The sequence below is a fragment of the Microbacterium sp. LWH13-1.2 genome, from assembly GCF_038397735.1.
Lineage (GTDB): Bacteria > Actinomycetota > Actinomycetes > Actinomycetales > Microbacteriaceae > Microbacterium.
This window is the reverse complement of the sequence record NZ_CP151635.1, coordinates 1,431,693-1,455,316: the sequence shown is the minus strand read 5'-3', so window position 1 is coordinate 1,455,316 and position 23,624 is coordinate 1,431,693. Positions and strand designations below refer to the sequence as shown.

Sequence of the window (23,624 nt, the reverse complement as noted above, 5' to 3'; positions counted from 1 at the left end):
GGGTGAAAAGACGTCGTATACCCACAACGGGTCTCGACGGACTCTGAGGGGGGTCACGGTGACAGGGGGAGGTGTTCGTCGTGGCTGGCGCAGATCCGCCGTCGCCATGATCACCGCCATCGCTGTGATCGCCGCAGGCTTCACCCTCGGCGCCCCGCAGGCCGCGGAGGCTGCCGTCGTGCAGTGGGGAACCAACTCCGGCACGGCACCGAACTACCAGGCCAACGTCAACGGCGACTTCATCATGGCCGGAAACGGCGTGCTCGCGTGCTCGGCGACGACGGCCACGACGAACGGCACCTGCGCAGATCTGCACGCCGCTTCCAGCACGAACGCGAACAACGTCAACGACAACTTCGTGATGACCCAGAACAACTCGGTCGCGGGTTTCACCGCGAATTCGAGCAGCGCGACGATGACGATCCCCGCCGGCGCCACGGTCGTGAAGGCGTTCCTCACGTGGAGCGCGAACACCGGCGTCTACACGGGGGACACACGTCGTCTCTGCGCCCAGTACTCCGCCGCGCGCGGTGTGGCCACGATGCCCTCCGGCAGTGCCACCGGCTACACCTCGCGAGCCATCCAGCTCAAGGTCGCGGGCAGCTCGGTCATCAACGTCTCGCCGCAGAGCATGCTCGCCGACCCCGCTTCGCAGGCGACGGCGCTGTACTACTCGGCGAGTGCCGATGTGACGTCTGCCTTTGCGTCGGTACCCACAGGATCCGAGGTCACGATCTCGGCCGGGAACATCTGGACTCCCACCGGTGCCGGCTGCTACGCGGGCTGGTCGATCAACGTCGTCTACGACTACGGCACGTTCATCGCCGACAACCCCGCATCCGTGCCGCACAACATCATCTACTACGAGGGCCACGTGCGGCAGGGCGCGAACGACGCCGACCTCACCGTCGCCTTCAACGGCTTCACGGCGGTGGCGGCGGGAACCCGCGCCGGATTCACGCTCTTCGAGGGCGATCGGAACATCACGGGCGACACAGCGTCGTACTCGCGCGGCGGCTCCACACCATACACGGAGATCGCGAATGCTGCGGGGGCGACGGGCAACGTCGGCATCTCGCGGGCGGTGGGATCAGTCAGATACACAGGTACCGCCGGCACGGCGTTCACCAACCAGAACGTGGACGTCGCGACCGTTCCGCTGACCAACGTCGTCGCGGGCGATTCGACCGTGAACCTGCGTCTGGGCACATCCGGCGACTCCTACCTTCTCCGCAACGCGATGCTCTCGGTTCCCACAGCCGGGCTGCAGATCGTGAAGACCTTCGACGGCACGGCGGACACCCAGTCGCGAACCTCTGGCGAACTGGCGACGTTCACGATACGCATCACGAACACGGGCGCGGGAACCCTGCGCAACATCGTGGTGACAGACGACCAGGCGAACTGCGCCCGCAACCTCGGCGCGCTCACCCTCGCACCGCTCCAGACGACCACGTATACATGTACTGCGACGGCCCCATCGGCGACGGGATACGTCTCGACGGCCGAGGCGACAGCCAGGACGGTGGTGGGAGACTTCCTCGCCCAGGACAACGACAGCACCACGGTGCTCCTCAGTGCGATCGGCCTCACCAAGACCAGCGCGCTCGCTCCCGGCGGCACGGGTCGCGCCGGAGACGTCGTGATCTACACGTTCACCGTGACGAACACGGGTCAGTCGACGCTCACCGACATCGTGATCAGCGACCCGTTGTCCGGACTGTCGGCGATCACGTTCGGCACCTGGCCGGGAACCGTGGGAACGCTGACGCCGGGGCAGTCCGTCACCGCCACAGCCAACTACACGCTGAAGCAGAGCGATGTGGATGCCGGTTCCGTGGCGAACACGGCGACGGTCAGTGCGGCAGATGACGACGGCGGCATCCGCCCATCGGGTTCAGCGAACCGGGTGACGCCGATCGCCGCGGCCGGCGCCGTCACGGTCACCAAGACCGGGGCGCTCGCGAGTGGGACGACCGGCCGAGTCGGCGATCGCATCAACTACACCTTCATCGTCCGCAACACCGGCAACGTGACTCTCGCGAATGCGTCGCTCGTCGACCCGCTGCCGGGTCTCTCGCCACCGGCCATCACCTGGCCCACAGCGACGGCCGGCGTCATCCCCGTCGGTCAGACAGCCACCGCGACAGCCTTCTATACGATCACTCAGGCCGATGTCGACGCAGGCAGCGTCCGCAACACCGCCACCGCCACAGCTCGTACACCAGCCGGCACCACAGTCTCCGGCTCCTCCCCGCAGGTCACCGTCCCCACGATCGCCTCAGCGCCAGGACTCACGACGACGAAGTCGGGATCCCTCACCCAGGGCAACGGCGGAGTGGGCAGCACGATCACCTACACATTCACCGCCCGCAACTCCGGCAACACGACGCTCACGAACGTCGCGATCAGCGATCCGCTCGCCGGGCTCTCGGCGCTCACGTACTCGTGGCCCGGAGTCGCAGGAACTCTCGCCCCGGCCCAGTCCGTGACGGCGACCGCGACGTACACCGTGACCCAGGCCGACGTGGATGCCGGAGCGGTGCGCAACACCGCCACCGGCACGGCGCGTACACCCGCAGGGGCAGTGCTCACGGTTCCCAGCAGCCAGTCGGTCGTCTCGACCGCTGCCTCTGCGCCTGCGGTGACCCTCACGAAGTCCGGTGCTCTCGCGCCCGGCAGCACGGGTAAGGCGGGTGACGTCGTCACCTACTCGTTCCGCCTCGCGAACAGTGGAAACGTCACGCTCACCGAGGTCGCGATCGCCGACCCGTTGGCAGGACTCTCCGCCCTGACCTACACCTGGCCGGGAGCCGCGGGAACGCTGGCGCCGGGGCAGGCCGTCACCGCGACCGCGACGTACACGTTGAAGCAGTCCGACGTCGACGCGGGGTCCGTCGCGAACGCGGCGACGGCGTCGGCCTTGCCGCCGAGCGGCGCGCGTCTGTCGCAGACGAGGTCGTTCACGCTTCCGGTCACCCCGACCGGCGCCCTGACCGTGCTGAAGTCGGGATCCGTCACGGCGGGGACGGGGGGAGTCGGCAGCACCGTCACCTACGACTTCTCGGCGACCAACAACGGCAACGTCACTCTGACGCAGGTCGCGATCGCGGATCCCCTTCCGGGTCTCTCGGCCATCACGTACACCTGGCCCGGCACGGCAGGAACCCTCGCGCTGGGTCAGACGGTGCAGGGCCGCGCGACGTACACGGTGCGTCAGGCGGACGTCGATGCCGGCACCGTGACCAACACGGCGACCGCGTCCGCACGCACCCCCGGCGGAGCATCGGTCACGGGAACGTCGCCGACGACCCGCGTGGGCACGGTGGCGGCTGCGCCCGCGAGCACGACGACGAAGACTGCCGCTGTGTCGGGCACTGCCGCGGTCGGGGATGTCATCACCTACACCGTGCGCACCACGAACTCCGGGAACGTCACGCTCACGGACGTCGCCATCACAGACACGCTCGCGGGCCTGTCGGCCTTCACCTACACGTGGCCCGGGACCTCGGGGAGGCTGGCACCCGGACAGACGGTGACGGCGGTCGCCACCTACACGATCAAACAGGCCGACGTGAACGCGGGCTCGGTGCGCAACGTCGCGTCATCCACAGCCCTGTACGGTGCGACACCCGTGACGAGCACCTCCGGCACCGTCACGACGAACACCGTGGCGGCATCAGCCGGAATCGTGACGACGAAGTCGGGCGCCCTGCAGAGCGGTTCCTCCGGCCGGGCGGGCGACACGGTCGTCTGGTCGATCACGCTGCGGAACTCCGGCAACGTCACTCTGACCGGAGTCTCGGTCGCCGATTCTCTTCCCGGAATCTCCGCACCGACCTACGGCACGTGGCCGAGCGGCACGGCAGGCGTCCTGCAACCCGGACAGACCGTCACTGCCACCGCGACATCCGTCATCTCGCAGACCGACGTGAACTCCGGTGCCGTGAGCAACACTGCCACGGGTTCCGGCGTCCCGCCCACCGGAGCCGCGGTGACGAGCACGGCTCCGGCGACCGTGTCCCTCGCCTCGGCCCCCGGTCTCGTCCTCACCAAGACCGGCGCGATCACCACCGGCAACGGCTCTGTCGGCAGCACGATCACCTATTCTTTCTCGGCGCGCAACACCGGAAACGTCACACTCACGGGCGTCGCGATCACCGACCCCCACGCGGGGCTCTCGACCATCGCCTACACCTGGCCCGGAACGGCGGGCACTCTCCAGCCCAACCAGACGGTCACCGCGACCGCCACGTACACGGTGCGACAGTCGGATGTGGATGCCGGGTCGGCCAGGAACACCGCGAGCGCGAGCGGCACCCCGCCGACGGGGGCCGCGATCACCGCATCCTCCGGCGAGGTGACCGTCGCGACGATCGCCGCGGCGCCCGGCATCGCGATCATCAAGACCGCCTCGGGCGGCGGCGGAGGCGTGGGCAGCGTCATCACCTACACCTTCCGCGCGAGCAACACCGGAAACGTCACGCTCACCGGGGTCGGCATCGCCGATCCGCTGGCAGGCCTCGGAGCGTTGCAGTACCAGTGGCCGGGTGCTGCGGGCACGCTCGCTCCGGGGCAGACCGTCGTCGCCACGGCGCCGTACACCGTGACGCAGGCAGACGTGAACGCCGGATCCGTCACGAACACGGCGACCGCCACGGGCACCGGCGGTGGAGCGACCGCGACCGCGGCATCCGGAGCCGTGACGACCCCGACGGCCACGAGCACACCCGCCGTCTCGGTCACCAAGACCGGAACGCTCGCAGGAACCGGTGCCGCAGGCGACACCATCACGTATGCCTTCACCGTGCGCAACTCCGGCAACGTCACCCTCACCGGGGTGTCTCTCGTCGACCCGCTGATCGGTCAGGCACCGGTGCCTCTGTCCGGTTGGCCCGGAGCCCCGGGCACCCTGCAGCCGGGCCAGAGCGTCTCCGGCACCGCCACCTACACGGTGAAGCAGACCGACGTCGACGCGGGCGCGGTGGCGAACACCGCGACGGCGACGGGCACACCGCCGCGGGGTGCAGCGGTGACCGGAACCGCTCCCTCCACCGTGCGGATCGCCGCGGTCCCATCGATCGCCGTGCAGAAGACCGGTTCGGTCACGACCGGGTCAGGCGAGGTCGGCAGCACCGTGACGTTCGCGTTCACGATCCGCAACTCCGGCAATGTCACGCTCAGCGGCGTCACGCTCACCGACACTCTCGCAGGGCTCAGCGCTCCGTCGATCACCTGGCCCGGTTCGCCGAACACCCTGACCCCGGGACAGACGGCTACCGGAACGGCGACGTACACCGTGCGGCAGGCCGACGTCGATGCCGGATCCGTGCGCAACACGGCGAGCGTCAGCGGTCGACCGCCGACGGGTGCCGTGGTGAGCGCGACGTCGACCGAGGCCGTGGTGCCCACGAGCGTCGCCGCACCGGGGCTGACCGTGGCCAAGAGCGCTGACACCGCGGCTGGGACCCGCGTGGGCGATGTCATCACCTACACGATCACGGCGACCAACAGCGGCAACCAGACGCTGACCGGTGTGACGCTGAGTGATCCGCTTTCCGGCCTCTCCGCGCTCGCGGTGACCTGGCCGGGCGCGAACGGCGTGCTGGCACCGGGGCAGACGGCGACCGCTCGGGCCACGTACGTCATCACCCAGACCGACGTGAACTCCGGATCGATCCGCAACCGCGCATCCGCAACGGCCACGGCGCCTGGCGGCGCATCGGTCAATGCGTCGTCCGCAGACGTGGTGACGTCGACGGTGACGGCTGCGCCCAGGTTGACGCTCGACAAGACCGCGAGCCTGGCGCCCGGCGCGACAGGTCGTGCGGGAGACCTCGTCACGTACAGCTTCACCGTGCGAAACGCCGGCAATGTCACCCTGACCGGTGTCGGCATCGCCGATGCGATGCCAGGACTCTCGGCGATCGCCTACACGGCCTGGCCAGGGGCGACAGGCACTCTGCAGCCAGGGCAGAGCGTGACGGCGACCGCGACGAGGGCGCTCACGCAGTCGGACGTCGATGCCGGCTCCGTCGCCAATACCGCGACCGCCACAGGCACGCCGCCCAGCGGTGACGCCGTGCAGGCGACAGCCTCGGCGACACTCCCGCTGATCGCCGGTCCGCTCCTCACACTCGGCAAAGCCGGGGTGTACACGCAGGGGAACGGCGCGGTGGGCAGCGTCATCTCGTACACGTTCACGGCCAGCAACGCCGGAAACGTCACGCTCACCGACGTCGCGATCGCAGACCCGCACGCGGGCCTCAGCGCGATCGACCTCACCTGGCCCGGAACCGCTGGAACGCTCGCACCGGGAGCGCAGGTCGTCGGCACCGCGACATACACGGTCACGCAGGCCGACGTCGACGCGGGCACCGTGCGCAACACCGCACGAGTGACCGGCACCCCTCCCAGCGGTCCTGCGGTCGGCGCCGACTCGCAGACCGTCTCGCTGGCGACCGTCGCCGCCGGCCCCGCGGTGGCGACCACGAAGTCGGCGGCCGTCCGCGGCAGCGGAGCCGTGGGCGACGTCGTCGACTACACGGTGCGGGTGACCAACACCGGCAACGTGACACTCCGCGGCGTCGTGGTGAACGACCCGATGGTGGGCCTTACGCCGTTCGCATACACCTGGCCCGGTGACGCTGGAGTGCTCGCGCCCGGAGCTCAGGTCGTCGCTCGGGCGAGCCACACGATCACTCAGGCGGACGTGGATGCGGGCTCGATCGTCAACGTCGCGACCGGAAGCGGGCTGTCGCCGAACGGCACCCCCGTGAGCGCGGCTTCCGGCACCGTCACCACGCCGACGGTCGCAGGAGATCCGCGGCTCCAGGTCGTCAAGTCCGGCACGCTGCCCGCGGGGGCCACCGGCGTAGCTGGGGAGACCATCACCTGGACCGTGTCGATCCGCAACACCGGGAACGTGACGCTCTCGGGCGTCACCGCCGCCGACTCGCTTCCCGGGATCAGCGAACTCACCTACGGCGCCTGGCCGTCAGGCACCGCGGGCGTGCTTGCACCGGGCGACGTGGTGACAGCGACCGCGACCTCGACCGTTCGTCAGACCGACGTCGATGCAGGTGCGGTGTCGAATGCGGCGACGGCGGCCGGCACTCCCGCGCGGGGTCAGGCCACCTCGGCGGTGGGCTCGGCAACGGTTCCGCTGACCTCGGCACCGGCGCTCACGATCCAGAAATCGGGCGCCTACACCGCGGGTACGGGGTCGGTCGGCGACACGATCACCTACTCGTACACCGTGCGCAACGCCGGCAACGTGACGCTCACCGGCGTCGCCGTGAGCGATCCGCACAGCGGACTCTCCACGATCACCTACGGCACCTGGGCATCCGGCACGGCAGGGACTCTCGCTCCTAATCAGACGATCACCGCGACGGCGACCTACCAGGTGCGCCAGAGCGATGTGAACGCGGGCTCCATCACCGATGTGGCCACCGCGTCGGGGCGTCCGCCCACGGGCGCGGCCGTGTCCGCGACCTCGCAGACCGTGGTGCTCGGCACCGCCACGCCTGCTCCGGCGATCCTGACGACGAAGACCGCGTCGGTCGCGGGCCCCGGACAGCTCGGCGACCTCATCACCTACACGCTCCGCGCGACGAACTCAGGCAACGTCACCCTCACCGGCGTCGCGCTGTCCGATCCCGCTGCGGGGCTGAGCCCGCTCGCCTACGGGCCGTGGCCGGGCGCCAGCGGCACCCTTCAGCCGGGGGAGTCCGTAACCGCGACGGCTACTCACCGCATCACCCAGGCAGACCTGGATGCAGGTTCCGTGTCGAACACGGCGACCTCGACGGGCGCGCCCCCGACGGGGCCGGCCGTTACGGATCCGTCCGACACGATCGTGACCGCGACGGCGCCCCAGACCCCCGACATCGAGGTGACGAAGACGGGGACGCTCGCCGGCGGAGCGACGGCTCGCGCGGGCGATGCGGTCGCCTACTCGTTCTCGCTGCGCAACACCGGCAATGTCACGCTCACCGGCGTCGCACTCGCCGATCTCGAGCCGGGCGTCTCTCCGCTGGTCTACTCGTGGCCGGGCGCGGAGGGGGTCCTCGCTCCCAACCAGGTCGTCACGGCGACCGCGACGTACGCGCTCACGCAGGCTGACATCGACGCGGGTGCCGTCGACAACGTCGTGAGCGGTTCAGGTACCGCTCCAGGTGGCGCGTCGATCACCGAGAACGACGACGTCACGGTCCCGATCGCTCCGTCGGCATCCATCGACGTCTCGAAGACCGGAACAGTGCTCGGCGACGGAGTGGGAGACGGCGAAGCGGGCGACCAGATCCGGTTCGACTTCGTCGTCGTGAACACCGGAAACGTCACGCTCACGGATGTCGAGCTCGCCGACAGCATCCCCGGTCTCATCCTGACCGTCACGTGGCCGAACGCCGAGGCGGCGGGCGTGCTCGCGCCGGGCGCCACGGCCACAGCCGCGGCGGTCTACGAGATCACCCAGGCCGACGTGAACAGCGGATCCGTGCCGAACTCCGTGACCGCGTCGGGTGCGCCGCCGACCGGGGCCGACGTGACGGACTCCGCCTCCGTCGAGGTGTCCACGGGCGCGCAGCGTTCCGAGCTCAGGCTCAGCAAATCGGGCACGACCCTGCCGAATGAGGCAGGACTCGGCGACGACATCACCTACACCTTCGTGCTCAGCAACACCGGAAACGTCACCGTCACCGGGATCGTCATCTCGGATCCGCTGGTCGGCCTGTCCGACATCGTTGCGGACTGGCCGGGTGCTGACGGCGTGCTCGATCCGGGGCAGAGCGTGACTGCCACCGCGTCGCTCGAGATCACCCAGGAACACGTCGACGCCGGGCGTGTGCTGAACATCGCGACCGCCTCGGGGACTGCACCCGCAGGCGCGGTCTCGACGACGTCGCCGCAGAGCATCGTGCCGGTGGAGGCTGCAGCGCCGTCTGTCGCGGTCACGAACAGCGGCTCGCTCCCGCCCGGGTCCGCGGCCGGGTCGACGGTGACCTGGACCTATACGCTCAAGAACACCGGCAACGTGACCCTGAGCGGTTCTGCGCTGTCTGACGCTCTCGCGGGCACGACCGCGCCCGCCTACCAGTGGAACGGCCAGGCAGGCATTCTTGCCCCGGGGGAGACGGTCGCCGCGACGGCCACGACAGTGCTGACCCAAGCCGACGTCGATGCCGGCTCGATCATCAGCCTCGTCACCGGGCGAGGATCTGCGCCCTCCGGCGCCGTCGTCACCGCGACCGCGCCGGCCACCGTCACCATCGTCTCGACTGCGGGGCTGACCCTGGAGAAGTCCGCAACTCAGACCGAGGACCTGGCTGTCGGCGACATCGTCACGTTCACGTTCGACGTCACGAATTCGGGCACGGCGACGATCGACGCCATCGCGCTGAGCGACCCGCTGCCCGGACTGTCGGCGATCACGTTCGGTCCCTGGCCCGCGGCGACGGGAACTCTCGCACCGATGACGACCGTGAGCGCGTCGGCGCAGTACACCGTGACTCAGGCGGACGTGGATGCCGGGGGCGTCCGCAACACCGCGACGGTCACGGGCCTCACCCCGTCCGACGCCGCGGTGTCCGCATCCGACACCGTGACGCTCGCCACCGAGACGAGGGCACCCGCGCTCGAATTGGTGAAGGCGGATGAACTCTCCGGCGACGGCGTGCTCGGAGACTCGATCGGATACTCGTTCACCGTGCGCAACGCCGGGAACACGACCGTCGCCGACATCGCGATCGACGATGAGCTCGAGGGAATCTCGGGCATCGTGTTCGGAGCATGGCCGAGCGGGGAGACGGGACGTCTCGCTCCCGGGCAGGAGGTGACGGCCACCGCGCAGTACACCATCGGTCAGGCAGACGTCGATGCCGGTGAGGTCGTCAACACCGCCACCGCGACAGGAACCGCCCCGACCGAGGTCGATGTGTCGTCGATCGAAGCCGAGGTGACGACCGAGCTCGCGGCGGCGGGTCCCGAGCTGACGGCGACCAAGCGCGGCACCCTCGCAGCCGGGTCGACGGGGCGCGCGGGAGACACCGTCGAATTCCGCTTCTCGGTCGTCAACACGGGTGACGTGACGGTCAGCGAAGTCGCTTTCGAGGACGCCCTCACCGGGCTGAGTCCTCTGGCGATTACCTGGCCCGATGCGGCACGCCCGGGCGTCCTCGTTCCCGGCGCCGAAGCGACGGCGACCGCGACCTACGTGCTCCTGCAGTCCGATGTGGACGCCGGCGCGGTGTCGAACGCCGTCACGGTCACGGGTACGCCTGTGCGAGGGACTCTCGCGCCCGTGCCGGCTGCCGCGACCGTTCCCATCACCCCGGGAGCCGCGTTGTCTGCGGTGAAGACGGGTGTGCTCGCTGCGGGTGACATCGGCGCGGTCGGTGACACGGTGGAGTATGCGGTGGTGGTGACGAACACGGGCAACGTGACGGTCACCGGTGGCGTGCTGGTGGACCCGATGGAGGGGCTCTACGATGTGTCGATCGTGTGGCCGAACCCCGCCGCGCCTGGCCGCGTGGGTGTGGGGGAGCAGGCTGTCGGTCGGGGTAAGTACGACCTGACGCAGGCGGATGTGGATGCGGGGTTCGTGGAGAACACGGCGTCGGTGGCGGCGTCTGCTCCGGGTGGGGTGCGGGTGTCTGCGGATACGAACACGGTGCGGGTGAACACGGTGTTGCCTGCGGCGGGGTTGTCGGTGTCGAAGTCGGGTGTGGCGTCGGGTTCTGGTGCTGTGGGTGATGTGGTGTCGTATGAGTTCGGGGTGACGAATACGGGCAATGTCACGGTGTCGGGTGTGGTGCTGACTGATGCGGTTCCTGGTGTGGTGTTGTCGGGTGTGGTGTGGCCGGATGCGGGTGCGCCGGGGGTGATCGCTCCGGGGGAGACGGCGACGGCTACGGGGTCGTATGTGATCGTGCAGGCGGATGTGGATGCGGGTCGTGTGGTGAACACGGCGTCGGCGTCTGGTGTGCCGGCGCGGAGTGAGCCGATCACGGTGGTGTCGCCGGAGAGTGTGGTGGCGACGGTGGCTGCGGCTCCGGCGGTGAGTGTGTCCGACAGTGGTGCGTCGGCTCCGGGAGCGACCGGACGGGCCGGCGATGTGGTGACGTGGACGTATGTCCTCACCAACGACGGCAACGTGACTCTGACCGGCGCCGCCCTCGCTGACGCCCTCGCCGGCACGACTCCGCCGACGTACACCTGGACGACCCCGGTCGGAATCCTCGGCCCCGGTGAGTCGGTGCGCGCGACAGCGACCTACGTGCTGACCCAGGCCGATGTCGACGCGGGCAGCGTCACCAGCCTCGTCACCGGAACCGGAACGCCCTCCAACGGTGGAGCCGCGGTCTCGGCGACGACCCCGGCGACCGTGCCGATCGCGAGCGCTCCGCAGCTCGTCGTCACGAAGGACGATGCGGCGACCGGCGGCAGTGTCGGCGACACGATCGACTACTCCTTCACGATCGAGAACCGCGGAAACGTCACGCTCTCCGGTGTCGTGCTGTCCGACACACTCGCGGGGCTCAGCACGCCGGACATCACCTGGCCGACGACGAACCGCGTGCTCGCACCGGGCGAGGTCGCCACGGCCACAGCGACCTACGTCATCACCCAGAGCGATGTCGACGCCGGCAGCGTCACGAACACCGCTACGGCGAACGCATCCGTTCCCGGTGGTGCATCGATCTCGGCATCCTCCGACGCGGTCGAAACGCCGCTCGACGTTCCGGCCCCCGCGGTGGTCACGACCAAGTCGGCGGTCATCGCCAACGCAGCAGGCGGAGCGGTCGGCGATGTCATCGAGTACACCGTCACCGTCCGCAACTCCGGAAACGTGACGCTCGACGGGGTGGGCATCGTCGACGAGCTCGACGACCTCTCCGACATCTCGGTCGTCTGGCCAGGCGTCGAAGGCGTTCTCGCGCCGGAGCAGACCCTCGTCGGCACCGCTCGATACGTCATCACGCAGGCCGACGTCGACCGTGGATCTGTGTCGAACATCGCGGTGGGTTCTGGCACCGATCCCACCGGAACCACCGTCGAGGATCCCTCGGACCAGATCGTGGTGCCCGCGGTCACGGCGAGCGCCGACGCGACCGTCACGAAGAGCGGCGTGCTTGCGCCGGGAGCGACCGGCCGAGCAGGCGACACGGTGCAGTTCTCGTTCCGCATCGTGAACACCGGCAACGTCACGCTGTCGAGCGTGACCATCGACGATCCGCTGGACGGTCTGTCTGACATCCAGGTCACCTGGCCCGGAGCGGACGGCCTTCTCGCTCCCGGTGCGACCGCCGATGCCACGGCCGAGTACGCGCTCACGCAAGCCGATGTCGACCGAGGGCGTGTCGACAACACGGTCGCTCTGACGGCATCCGCTCCGGGTGGCGCTCCGGTCGAGCGCACGGCGACGGCGACAGTGCCGATCGCCGAGGCGGCGGAGCTCACGACCGTGAAGAGCGGGCAGCTGCTCGAGCCGGGGATCGGAGCGGTCGGCGATGTCATCGAGTACCGGCTGGTGGTGACCAACACGGGCAACGTGACGGTGCAGGACGGTCGGCTGATCGATCGTCTCGCCGGTCTCTCGCTGCCCGAGATCGAGTGGCCGGGTCCTGAGGGCGAGCTGCTGGTCGGCGACACCGTGGTCGGTATCGCGCGGTACACACTGACCCAGGCGGACATCGATCGCGGTTTCGTGCGGAACGTCGCCGGTGTCGAAGCGGTCACGGAGCAGGGGTCGATCGTCGTCGCCGACTCCAACCCGGTCGTGATCAACACCGTGCAGCCCGCGGCTGCGCTCACAGTCGTGAAGGACGGCGTCGTCGACGGCGATGGGGGTGCGGGTGGCTCTGTCGACTACACCTTCCGCATCACGAACACCGGAAACGTGACCGTCAGCGCGATCGCTCTCGCCGATCCGATGCCGGGCCTCAGCGTGCCCCAGGTCAGCTGGCCCGGGGCTGAGGGAGTGCTCGCGCCGGGACAGACGGCGATCGCGACAGCCCGCTATACGATCACCCAGACGGATGTGGATGCCGGATCGATCGCCAACGCGGCGACGGCGAGCGGCAGCTCGCGCGGTGGCCCTGTCACGAGCCCCGCGGGTATCGAGACGGTCGACACTCAGGGCATCCAGGCCTCGATCGTCGTGGACAAGACCGCGGCGCTCGCACCCGACGCCACCGGTATCGCGGGCGATATCGTGACGTGGAGCTACTCCCTGCGGAACACCAGCAACGTCACGCTCACGGGGGTGGCGCTGGCCGATCGCGTCACCGGTTCCACCGCCCCCGAGTACACCTGGCCAGACCCGGCTCGCCCGGGAGTGCTGCTCCCGGGCCAGACCGTGACGGCTGTCTCGACGTACGCACTCACCCAGGCCGACATCGATCGTGGAGGCGTCGCGAGCGCTGTCGACGGCGTCGGCACCCCGCCGCGTGGCGCTGACGTCAACGGCACCTCCACGGCCTCGGTCGAGATCGCCGCGCGTCCTGGCATCGCGGCGACGAAGTCCGGACTGGTCGATGGTGCGGGCGACGTCGGCGACCGGATCGACTACACCTTCGGCATCACGAACACAGGCAACGTCACGCTCACGCTCGTCGACCTCGTCGACGCGTTGGTCGGCGTGAGCTCGCCCACCTTCGACTGGCCGGGTGAGCCCGGCATCCTGCTCCCGGGTGAAACGGTCGACGCCGCAGCCGAGTACACGATCACCCAGGCAGATGTGGATCGCGGCTCGGTCACGAACATCGCCACGGCGAGCGGTAAGCCGCCGGTGGGGGACACGATCACGGCGAGCACGCCGCCGACGAACACGAGTGTCGCGGCGGCTGCCCCCGAGCTGCTCACCGGCAAGACGGCCAGTGTTCGCGGGGAGGGAGCGGTCGGCGACATCATCGACTACTCCTTCACGATCGAGAACACCGGAAACGTCACCGTGTCGGCGATCACGCTGACCGACCCGCTGGCGGGGCTCTCCGTCCCGAACGTGCGCTGGCCCGGCGATCCCGGAGTCCTCGCTCCGGGGGAGATCGCGACGGCGATCGCCAGCTATGCGATCGTGCAGGCCGATGTGGATGCCGGTGAGGTGGTCAACATCGCGACCGCCGCCGGATCCGCTCCGAGCGGAGCTGCCGTGCAGGATGCCTCCGACCGGATCAGCACCCCGACGGTCGCTGCGGATGCCGGGATCATGATCGACAAGTCCGGAGCACTGGCGCCGGGCTCCACCGGACAGGTGGGCGACGTCGTGCAGTTCGGCTTCACGATCGCCAACATCGGCAACCAGACACTGAGCGATGTCGACCTCTCCGACGCGCTGCCCGGACTCAGCGTCATCGATGTGGTCTGGCCGAGCGACGACCCCGCAGCGGCGGGTGTCCTCCCTGTCGGCTCCACCGCTCGCGGTACCGCGACCTACGCGCTCACCCAAGCGGATATCGACGCCGGGTCGGTCGCGAACGCGGTCGAGGTCTTCGCGACCACACCGGCCGGCGCCCCGGTCGACGCCGCGGATGCCGCCACGGTCACGATTCCTCGGACTCCCGCGTTGTCTGCGGTGAAGACGGGTGTGCTCGCTGCGGGTGACATCGGCGCGGTCGGTGACACGGTGGAGTATGCGGTGGTGGTGACGAACACGGGCAACGTGACGGTCACCGGTGGCGTGCTGGTGGACCCGATGGAGGGGCTCTACGATGTGTCGATCGTGTGGCCGAACCCCGCCGCGCCTGGCCGCGTGGGTGTGGGGGAGCAGGCTGTCGGTCGGGGTAAGTACGACCTGACGCAGGCGGATGTGGATGCGGGGTTCGTGGAGAACACGGCGTCGGTGGCGGCGTCTGCTCCGGGTGGGGTGCGGGTGTCTGCGGATACGAACACGGTGCGGGTGAACACGGTGTTGCCTGCGGCGGGGTTGTCGGTGTCGAAGTCGGGTGTGGCGTCGGGTTCTGGTGCTGTGGGTGATGTGGTGTCGTATGAGTTCGGGGTGACGAATACGGGCAATGTCACGGTGTCGGGTGTGGTGCTGACTGATGCGGTTCCTGGTGTGGTGTTGTCGGGTGTGGTGTGGCCGGATGCGGGTGCGCCGGGGGTGATCGCTCCGGGGGAGACGGCGACGGCTACGGGGTCGTATGTGATCGTGCAGGCGGATGCGGATGCGGGTCGTGTGGTGAACACGGCGTCGGCGTCTGGTGTGCCGGCGCGGAGTGAGCCGATCACGGTGGTGTCGCCGGAGAGTGTGGTGGCGACGGTGGCTGCGGCTCCGGCGGTGAGTGTGTCCGACAGTGGTGCGTTGGCTCCGGGAGCGACCGGACGGGCCGGCGATGTGGTGACGTGGACGTATGTCCTCACCAACGACGGCAACGTGACTCTGACCGGCGCCGCCCTCGCTGACGCCCTGCCCGGTGCGTCGGCTCCCGTCTACGTGTGGCCGGGGTCGGAGGGTGTGCTCGTGCCCGGGGAGTCGGTGCGCGCGACAGCGACCTACGTGCTGACCCAGGCCGATGTCGACGCGGGCAGCGTCACCAGCCTCGTCACCGGAACCGGACAACCCCCGATGGGTGCTCCGGCCGCGGCCACGACGCCCGCCACGGTGTCGCTCGTCGCGGCTCCCGGCCTCGTTTTCGAGAAGACGGGCAACCTGGATGCCGCAGATGCGAACGAGGCCGGTGACGGCGTGACCTTCGATTTCCGCATCGAGAACACCGGGACCGTGACGCTCTCGGGCGTGGCGATCACGGATGAGCTCGTCGGCATCGGAACGATCACCGTCGACTGGCCAGCTGCCGCAGGCGTGCTCGCACCGGGCCAGATCGCACGCGGCACGGCCCCCTATGACATCAGCCAGGAGGACGTCGATCGGGGATCCGTGCAGAACACGGCATCCGTCCGCGCCACGACACCGGCCGGCGAGGTCCTCTCGACCCGCTCGACCATCGAGCCCATCCCGACCGCCGAGCACGCTCCGTCGATCCAGACGGTCAAGGGCGGCGCGTACATCAGCGGCACCGGCGGTGTGGGCAGCATCATCGAGTACACGTTCGACATCACGAACACCGGAAACGTGACCCTGCGACTGATCCGACTCCAGGACGACCTGGAGGGTCTGGGCACCCCGCAGATCGAGTTCCCGTCGGCCACCGGCATCCTTCCGCCCGGCGGAACCGCGACCGGCGTCGCCCGGTACACGGTGACTCAGGACGACGTCGATGCCGGATCGATCACGAACGTCGCCACGTCGTTCGGAACCTCTCCGCGTGGGGTCGTCGTCTCAGACAGCTCCGCCCCGTTCACGATCGCGACGGACGCACCGACCAGCCCCGGGCAGGCGATCCGCGCGACCCAGTCCGCCGAACTCGCTGCCGGAGACGTCGGAGTCCTCGGAGACTCGATCGACTACACCTTCACGATTCAGAACACCGGCAACACGACCCTGAACGGGGTGACCCTCAGCAACACGGTCTCGGGACTCACCGGCTTCGTCTACACATGGCCGGACGCGGCGAACCCGGGGCGTCTGCTGCCCGGGCAGACCGTGACGATCACGGCGTCGCATCTGATCACTCAGGCGGATGTCGATGCGGGCACCGTCCGCAACACGGCCACGGGATCCGGCACGCCGCCGACGGGCGCTGACGTGAGCAGTCGCACGCCGATGACGATCGTGCCGCTGGCGGGCGGGACGGGGTCGATCGACGTGTCCAAGACGGGTACGCGCCTGGGCGACGGCAGCGTCGGCACGCAGATCAGGTACGACTTCGTGATCACGAACACCGGCACCTTCTCGCTCTCCTCGGTCGCGCTCACCGACTCGCTCGACGGGCTGTCCGACATCTCGTATGGGGCATGGCCCGACGCGGTCGGAACTCTCGCGCCGGGAGGATCCGTCACCGCGGCTGCGACCTACACGCTGCAGCAGTCGGACATCGACGCGGGAGAAGTGCGCAACACCGCCTCGGCGAGTGCGCTGACGCCCGGCGGTGACTCGGTGACATCGGACTCCCCGGAGTCGGTCGTCACGACCATCGCCGCGGCCCCGGCGATCGACGTCGAGAAGTCCCAGGTGCTCGCGCAGGGAGCCAACGGTCGCCCCGGCGACCTCGTCGAGTACACCTTCACGTTCACGAACACCGGGAACACCACGCTTCGCGGCATCACGCTGTCCGACGGTCAGGCGGGTCTCACCGGGCTCGGCATCGCATGGCCGGGTGAGATCGGTGTGCTGGCTCCCGGGCAGTCGGCGACCGCGACCGCGACCTACGCCCTGACCCAGGCGGATGTCGACGCGGGTGTCATCACCTCGGTCGCGGTCGCCACGGGAGACGGCGGCGGCACGATAGTCCGCGACGAGGCCTCGGGCGAGACCGTCATCACCGCGGCACCCGCCCTCACCCTCGACAAGACGGCCGAGCTCACCGGTGCGGCGCAGCAGGGCGGCGGCATCCGGTACCTGGTGACGGTCACCAACACCGGCAACGTCACGCTGTCCGATGTCGCGGTCACGGATGACCTCGCCGGACTCGGTGCTCCGACCGTGACCTGGCCCGGTACGCCGGGTGTGCTGGCAGCGGGCCAGAGCGCGACCGTGACCGCCGACTACGTCATCACGGCGGCGGACGTCGTGCGCCAGCACGTCGAGAACACCGCCTCCGTGGTGGGCACCGCGCCGGACGGCTCGACCGCCGAGGCGTCCGACTCGGTGCGGGTGGAGGTGCCCGGCGCTCCGAGCATCAGTCTCGGCATGAGCATCGCGGTCAAGGACGGCCAGCAGGGCTTCGCGGGCGACACCCTGGTCTTCCGTTACACCGCGACCAACACCGGGACCACGACTCTCACCGGCGTGCGCATCACCGACCCGTACCCGGGACTCTCGGCGATCACGTACGTGTGGCCCGGCGAGCCCGGCGTGCTGCTCCCCGGCCAGAGGGTCACAGCGACCGCCACCGTGATCATCACCCCGGCGATGGAAGGTACTGTGGTGAACTCGCGCGCCGTGGTGACGAGCGTCGAGGCGGACTCCGGGGTGCAGGTGCTCGACGTCGCCTCCGACGCGGTGAACCTCCCGCAGCCGACCCCGACGGGCCTGCTCCCCTTCACGGGCGGCGGCGACCCGCTGCCGTTGGTCGGCGGCTCAGCGCTGCTGCTGCTCGCCGGACTCGTCCTGATGCTCGCCGCCCGCCGTCGTCGCTCGATGCGACCCCAGAACCTCTCCTCCTAGCAATTCGCACCGAAAGGCCACACGATGCTGAACCTGAGCTCAACCGCACCGACCACCGCAGGACGCCGCACGGCGACCAAGGGGGTGGTCGTGGCCGGCATCGCCGTGGCTCTCGGCCTTGTCCTCGCCGGTTGCACGGACTCCGCCCCCGAGCCCACGCCCACGCCCACCGCGACGGAGCAGGCCGAAGCGGGCGTGACGGACATCACAGACACGCCCGGCTCTGGAGAAGGGCTCGTGGGCGCGCTCTCGGATGCCGAGGTCAAGACGTGCGAGCTCGCAGGAGACCACTGGGAGATCGCGGGATCCGTGACGAACTCGAGCGAGGCTGCGGCGTCGTACCGGATCTACGTCTCGCTGCTCACCGAAGGCGGTGACACGCGGTCGCTCACGCAGGTCGACGTCGAGCCGATCGACGCCGGCGCGAGCGCCGACTGGGAGACGTCGGTCGCCGTCGAGGATGAAGCCCTCGACTGCGTGCTCCGCGTCGAGCGCTACGCCTCCTGAGCGGACGGAAGCGCGGTCACGACGCCGGCTGAGACGATCGCTTGACGACCTCGTAGGCGGCGAGAGCCGCCTTGCGTGTGGCAGCCAGATCGACGATCGGCTCGGTGGGCGCATCCGAAGCCCACTCCGAGATGTACAGGCTGTGCGGGTCGAACTTCTTGGCCTGGAGCTCGGGGTTGAACACCCGGAAGTACGGAGCCGCATCGGCACCTGATCCGGCGACCCATTGCCAGTTGAACGGGTTGCTCGCGCCGTCGGCGTCGACGAGCGTGTCCCAGAACCATTCCTCGCCGCGCCGCCAGTCGATCAGGAGGTTCTTGACGAGGAATGACGCGGTGACCATGCGCACGCGGTTGTGCATGAAGCCGGTGTGCCACAGCTCGCGCATCCCGGCATCCACCAGCGGCACTCCGGTGTCGCCGCGCTGCCATGCCTCGAGCTGAGAGGGGTCGAGTCGCGGCCAGGGGAACGCGTCGAACTGACGGCGCAGGTTGACGATCGCCAGATCGGGGGAGTGGAACACGGTGTGCCACGCGAACTCGCGCCACCCCAGCTCCGAGAGAAAGCCTGCGGCACCGTGGGCGTCGACCGCTTCGTGCCAGACGGTGAACGGACTCAGCTCGCCCCAGCGGAGTCGGGGCGAGAGCAGTGAGGTGGCGCCGGCGGACGGCTCATCCCTCGCGCGGTCGTACAGGTCGATGTCGTCGTGCAGGAACGTTCTCAGCCGGGCCCGAGCGGCGGGCTCGCCGGGCTCCCACGTCTCGCGCAGGCCGCCGGCCCAGTCCGGTCGCGTCGGCAGGAGGTTCCAGTCGTCGAGGTCGTCAGAGGTCGGGCGGTGCGAGGGCCCGTCGAGGCTTCGCGGTGCGGGGAGTGGCGCGCGGGGCGCGGGCAGGGCGAGGCAGGCGCGCCAGAACGGGGTGAACACAGAGAAGTGGGTGCCGCTCCCGGTCTTCACCGTCCATGGCTCGTGCAGCAGGGAGCCGGCGAAGGATGCGACCTCGATCCCGTCATCGCGGAGCGACGCCTTCAGCGCCGCGTCGATGTCGCGCTCCGCTCCTCCGTACCTCCGATTCCAGAACACGGCGCTCGCTCCGGTATCCGCCACAGCCTCGTGGACGACACGCTCGGCGGGTCCGCGGCGCAGCGTCAACGTCGCTCCGTGCTCCCGCAGTCGTCCGCTCAGCGAGGCGAGCGAATGGTGCAGCCACCAGCGTGCGGCGCCACCGAGCGGGCGGATGCCGGGTGACTCCTCGTCGAGCACGTAGAGCACGACGATCGGCTCGTCGCGATCGATGGCCGCCCGCAGCGCCGGGTTGTCGGCGAGGCGGAGGTCGTCACGGAGCCACACGATCGAGGGGGAGGGCATGGCTCCATTCTCACCCGTGCGACGGAATCGGCGGGCGGGGGTTGCGGGCCGCCTGCTTCAGCGGCTACGACGCCGGGCGCGAGTCGCGAGGGCAGGATCGGGAACAGTCGCCCACAGGGCCCACAGCACGAGCAGCGGCTGGAGGAACAGCCGCCCGAATCGCCTCGCCTCGGTGTCGAGACCTGGGGTGGAGCGGTGGGTGCGCCACTGGTGCACGTTCCCCGGCAGAACCGCGATGAAGAACGCGGCGGTCGCGATGCCGATGCGGCGTCTCTCCTTCGGCAGCGCGACGAGCCCGACCGCGAGCGCGACCTCCGCGGCACCGGAGGCGATCACGATCGCGTCCTTGTCGAGACGGGTGGCCTTCGTGGCCCAGTCCGGAACGACGACCCGGAAGCCGCGGGTGCTCACGAAGTGGACGATGCCGATCGCACCCAGGGCGAGTGCGAGGATCCAACGCGCCAGTGCTCTGATCATCCGCTCACGCTACCCCGACGGTATCCGAGGGTTCGCTGTTCGCCGGGGCGCGTCGCGCCGGGTCAGTCGGCGGCGAGCAGGCGATCAGCCTCCCACTGCCGGAACCCGTCGGCTATCTCGAGGGCATGCGTGTGATGCAGATAGTGCTCGCCGTCGAGGGGAATGACGGTCCCGTCGTCGATCTCCGCCGCCTGACGCTCGTGCAGGTCGATCCAGTCCGGATTGCCGGCGTTGTCGGCCACCACGAACAGCAGGAGCGGGAGTCCCGTGGAGAAGCCGGTGCCCATGGCATCCGCGAAGTTGGTCCTGATGTGCGTCATCTCGTCGAGGTAGGTGGGGGTGAGGGAGTTCCGGTTGCTGAGGAGCGACATCTGCTCACGCGTGTGGTCGTCGTATTCGAGTCCGTCGAGGCCGTCGCCGGTCGCGCCCGCGACGAGGCGGATCAGGCCGAGGTTCTTCGCCGCGGCCAGCAGACCGGTGGGGAAGACCGTGTCCATGTTCGGCTGCCCCGGCACGCTGGTGTCGATCCCGACGAACGCCGTCACCTCATCGGCGTACCTGTTCGTGTACTCGATCGCGTACAGGCCCGCGATCGAGTGCCCCATCAGCACATAGCGGTCGACGTCGAGTGCCTGCAGCGCCTGATGGATCTCGTCCACGATGTTGTCGGTCGTCCGTGGGCTGTCGGTGCCATCGCTCAGGCCGTAGCCGAACGGCTCGACGACGATGACCCGGTGATCGTTCGAGAGATCTGTGACCAACGGCTCGAAATCGAGGGCGGGCGAGGCCGTGCCGAAGCCGGGGAGCAGCACGACGTCCTGGTCGCCCTCGCCGGTGATGACCACGTTCATCGACCGACCGTCGACGCTCACCGTCTGACCGTATGTCTCGATCCTGCTCCGCTCCGCCTCGGTCGACACGGCATTCACCACGGTGGTGGTCGTCAGCCCGACCGCCAAGACGGTGCCGATGGCCCCCGCGACGATCAGGGCTCTTCTGAGGGACTTGCGCACGATGGCCTTCCCGGCGCGCACGGGTGTCGGGAAGGGGGCGCGCGCCTGTCCTCCCAGCCTGGATCGTGAGGCCCACGGACGCATCAGCCCACCGCGGACACCTCTGTACCGCGTTCGCTGTACGCGGGAGTCATCCGGTGGGCGGATCCGCAGAGGTCGCGGGCGCGAAATACTGGATGCATGCCGACCACCCGTGCCGCCCGAGACGGGTTCCGGATGAGCGATGTCCTCGTGGTCGCGCTGATCGTGATCTTCGCCGTTCTGCCTTTCCCTGACGAGACCTTCCGGACCCGCGGGATGCTCCTCATCCCGGCGCTCGCGCCGGCCGCGATCATGCCGTTCCGGCGCCGATGGCCGCTCGCCGCTCTGAGCGTCAGCCTGGCGTGCGTGGTCGCCGTCGCCGTGACCGGGTCGATTTCGCCGAGCGCGCTCCTCGCCGTCGCGATCGCCAGCTTCGCGGTGCTCGATCGTCTCGGGCGGCACATCGGACTGCTCGCCCTCGGCGCGTCGGTCGCGGTCGCCTTCTTCGCCGAGGGATGGGCGCTCGGCGGCGATCTCTTCGATTCGACTGCCCTGCAGTTCATCCTGATCATCCTCCTGGGCGGAGCGCTGGGAGACACGGCCCGGTCACGACGGGAGTTCGCCGCGGCGATGACCGAGCGCGCAGAGCGGGCCGAGCGGAGCCGCGACGACGAGGCGCGGAGGCGAGTCGCCGAGGACAGAGTGCGGATCGCTCGCGACCTGCATGACGTGGTCGCGCATCAGATCGCCGTGATCAGTCTGAACGCCGGAGTCGCCTCCTCGTCCCTCGAGACCAGACCCGAGCGTGCACGTGAGGCACTGACGACGGTACGCAGTGCGTCGCGGACGGTCCTGGCCGACATCGGCGGACTCTTGACGCTCCTGCGCGCCGACACCGACACCGACGGACGCGAGGGTGAGCTGAGCCCGCAGCGCGGGCTGGCCGACCTGGATGCGCTCCTCACCGGTTTCCGTGGTGCCGGACTCCGCATCGATCTGCGGAGTCCTCAGCACGGTCTGGCTCTGTCGCCGGCCGGCGATCACGTGGCGTATCTGGTGCTCCAGGAGGCCCTCACCAACGCGCACAAACACGGCCGAGGCGGCACCGCGACCGTCGCCCTCCGCACGGAAGGCGCCGCGGTGCACCTGGCGGTCGTGAACCCGACCGCCCACGAGTCATCGGATCCTCCCCGTGCGGGCCACGGGCTGCGCGGACTGCAGGAGCGCATCGTCGCCGTCGGCGGTGCCGTGCACTTCGGCAGCGAGGGCGGAGTCTTCTCACTCGAGGCCTGGATCCCGACGGACGCGACAGCGACGCCATGACGATCTCGGTGCTCGTGGTCGACGACCAGCCTCTGGTGCGGCATGCCGTGCGGGACATCCTCAGCGACGGCGGTCTTCTCGTGGTCGGAGAGGCGTCCAATGGCCGTGATGCGGTGAGTGCGGTGATCGACACCGCGCCGGACGTCGTGCTGATGGACATCCGCATGCCCGAGCTCGACGGGATCGCCGCCACGGCACTCATCTGCACGGATGCACCCGCCTTTGCAGACGGGGATTCCTCGAGCCGGCCGCGGGTGCTGATCCTGACGACCTTCGAGGACGACGAGAACGTCGTCGCAGCGCTGCGCGCGGGCGCGAGCGGATTCATCGGCAAGGGCGCCGAGCCCGACGAGATCGTCCGCGCAGTGCGCACCGTGCATCAGGGTGAGGCACTGCTCTCCTCCTCCGCGACCCGGGCGCTGATCGAGCGTGCGGTGCGCCGTGGCGGAGCGCCGCGTTCGGAGCGGTGGGTGTCCGTGCTCGCCCCGCTGACGCCACGGGAGCGCGAGGTTCTGGAGCTCGTCGCCGAGGGACTCACGAATCACGAGATCGCCACCCGGCTGACGATCTCGCCGCACACCGCGAAGACCCACGTGAATCGGATCATGGCGAAGGTCTCGGCGAGCGACAGGGCGCAACTCGTGATCCTCGCCTACGAGTCGGGGCTGGTGACAATCGGAGGGTGATC

At 69.4% G+C, this 23,624-nt stretch carries 7 protein-coding genes; 4 read left to right on the top strand and 3 right to left on the bottom strand.

The window, feature by feature from the left end; genetic code table 11:
- Positions 1-106: 106 nt before the first annotated feature.
- Positions 107-18,229 carry an AraC family transcriptional regulator gene (locus MRBLWH13_RS06700; protein ID WP_341957478.1) on the top strand — a complete coding sequence of 6,041 codons (18,123 nt, stop codon included), beginning with the start codon at positions 107-109 and terminating at the stop codon, positions 18,227-18,229.
- Positions 18,230-18,253: 24 nt separating this feature from the next.
- Positions 18,254-18,736 (top strand): hypothetical protein, encoded by a 483-nt coding sequence (locus MRBLWH13_RS06695; RefSeq protein ID WP_341957477.1) that lies wholly within the window; start codon positions 18,254-18,256, stop codon positions 18,734-18,736.
- A 16-nt stretch (positions 18,737-18,752) separates the two neighbouring features.
- Here the strand turns inward: MRBLWH13_RS06695 and MRBLWH13_RS06690 are convergent, their stop codons facing one another.
- From MRBLWH13_RS06690 to MRBLWH13_RS06680, 3 genes are all read right to left on the bottom strand, one after another.
- Complete coding sequence (locus MRBLWH13_RS06690; protein ID WP_341957476.1) at positions 18,753-20,102, bottom strand: deoxyribodipyrimidine photo-lyase; 1,350 nt, start codon at positions 20,100-20,102, stop codon at positions 18,753-18,755.
- 57 nt (positions 20,103-20,159) lie between these two features.
- Entirely contained in the window at positions 20,160-20,579 is a 420-nt protein-coding gene (locus MRBLWH13_RS06685; RefSeq protein ID WP_341957475.1) for a hypothetical protein, read from the bottom strand.
- 62 nt (positions 20,580-20,641) lie between these two features.
- On the bottom strand, positions 20,642-21,592 hold the full coding sequence (locus MRBLWH13_RS06680; RefSeq protein WP_341957474.1) for an alpha/beta hydrolase: 951 nt from the start codon (positions 21,590-21,592) through the stop codon (positions 20,642-20,644).
- Positions 21,593-21,772: 180 nt separating this feature from the next.
- Between MRBLWH13_RS06680 and MRBLWH13_RS06675 the strand changes: the two genes are divergently transcribed.
- A complete protein-coding gene (locus tag MRBLWH13_RS06675) occupies positions 21,773-22,936 on the top strand; it encodes a histidine kinase (protein ID WP_341957473.1) in 1,164 nt (387 codons plus the stop codon).
- The gene (locus tag MRBLWH13_RS06670; RefSeq protein ID WP_341957472.1) at positions 22,933-23,622 is read left to right on the top strand and encodes a response regulator transcription factor; all 690 of its coding nucleotides are present in this window, start codon (positions 22,933-22,935) and stop codon (positions 23,620-23,622) included. The genes MRBLWH13_RS06675 and MRBLWH13_RS06670 overlap by 4 nt, the downstream gene beginning before the upstream one ends.
- The last annotated feature ends 2 nt before the right edge of the window (positions 23,623-23,624 follow it).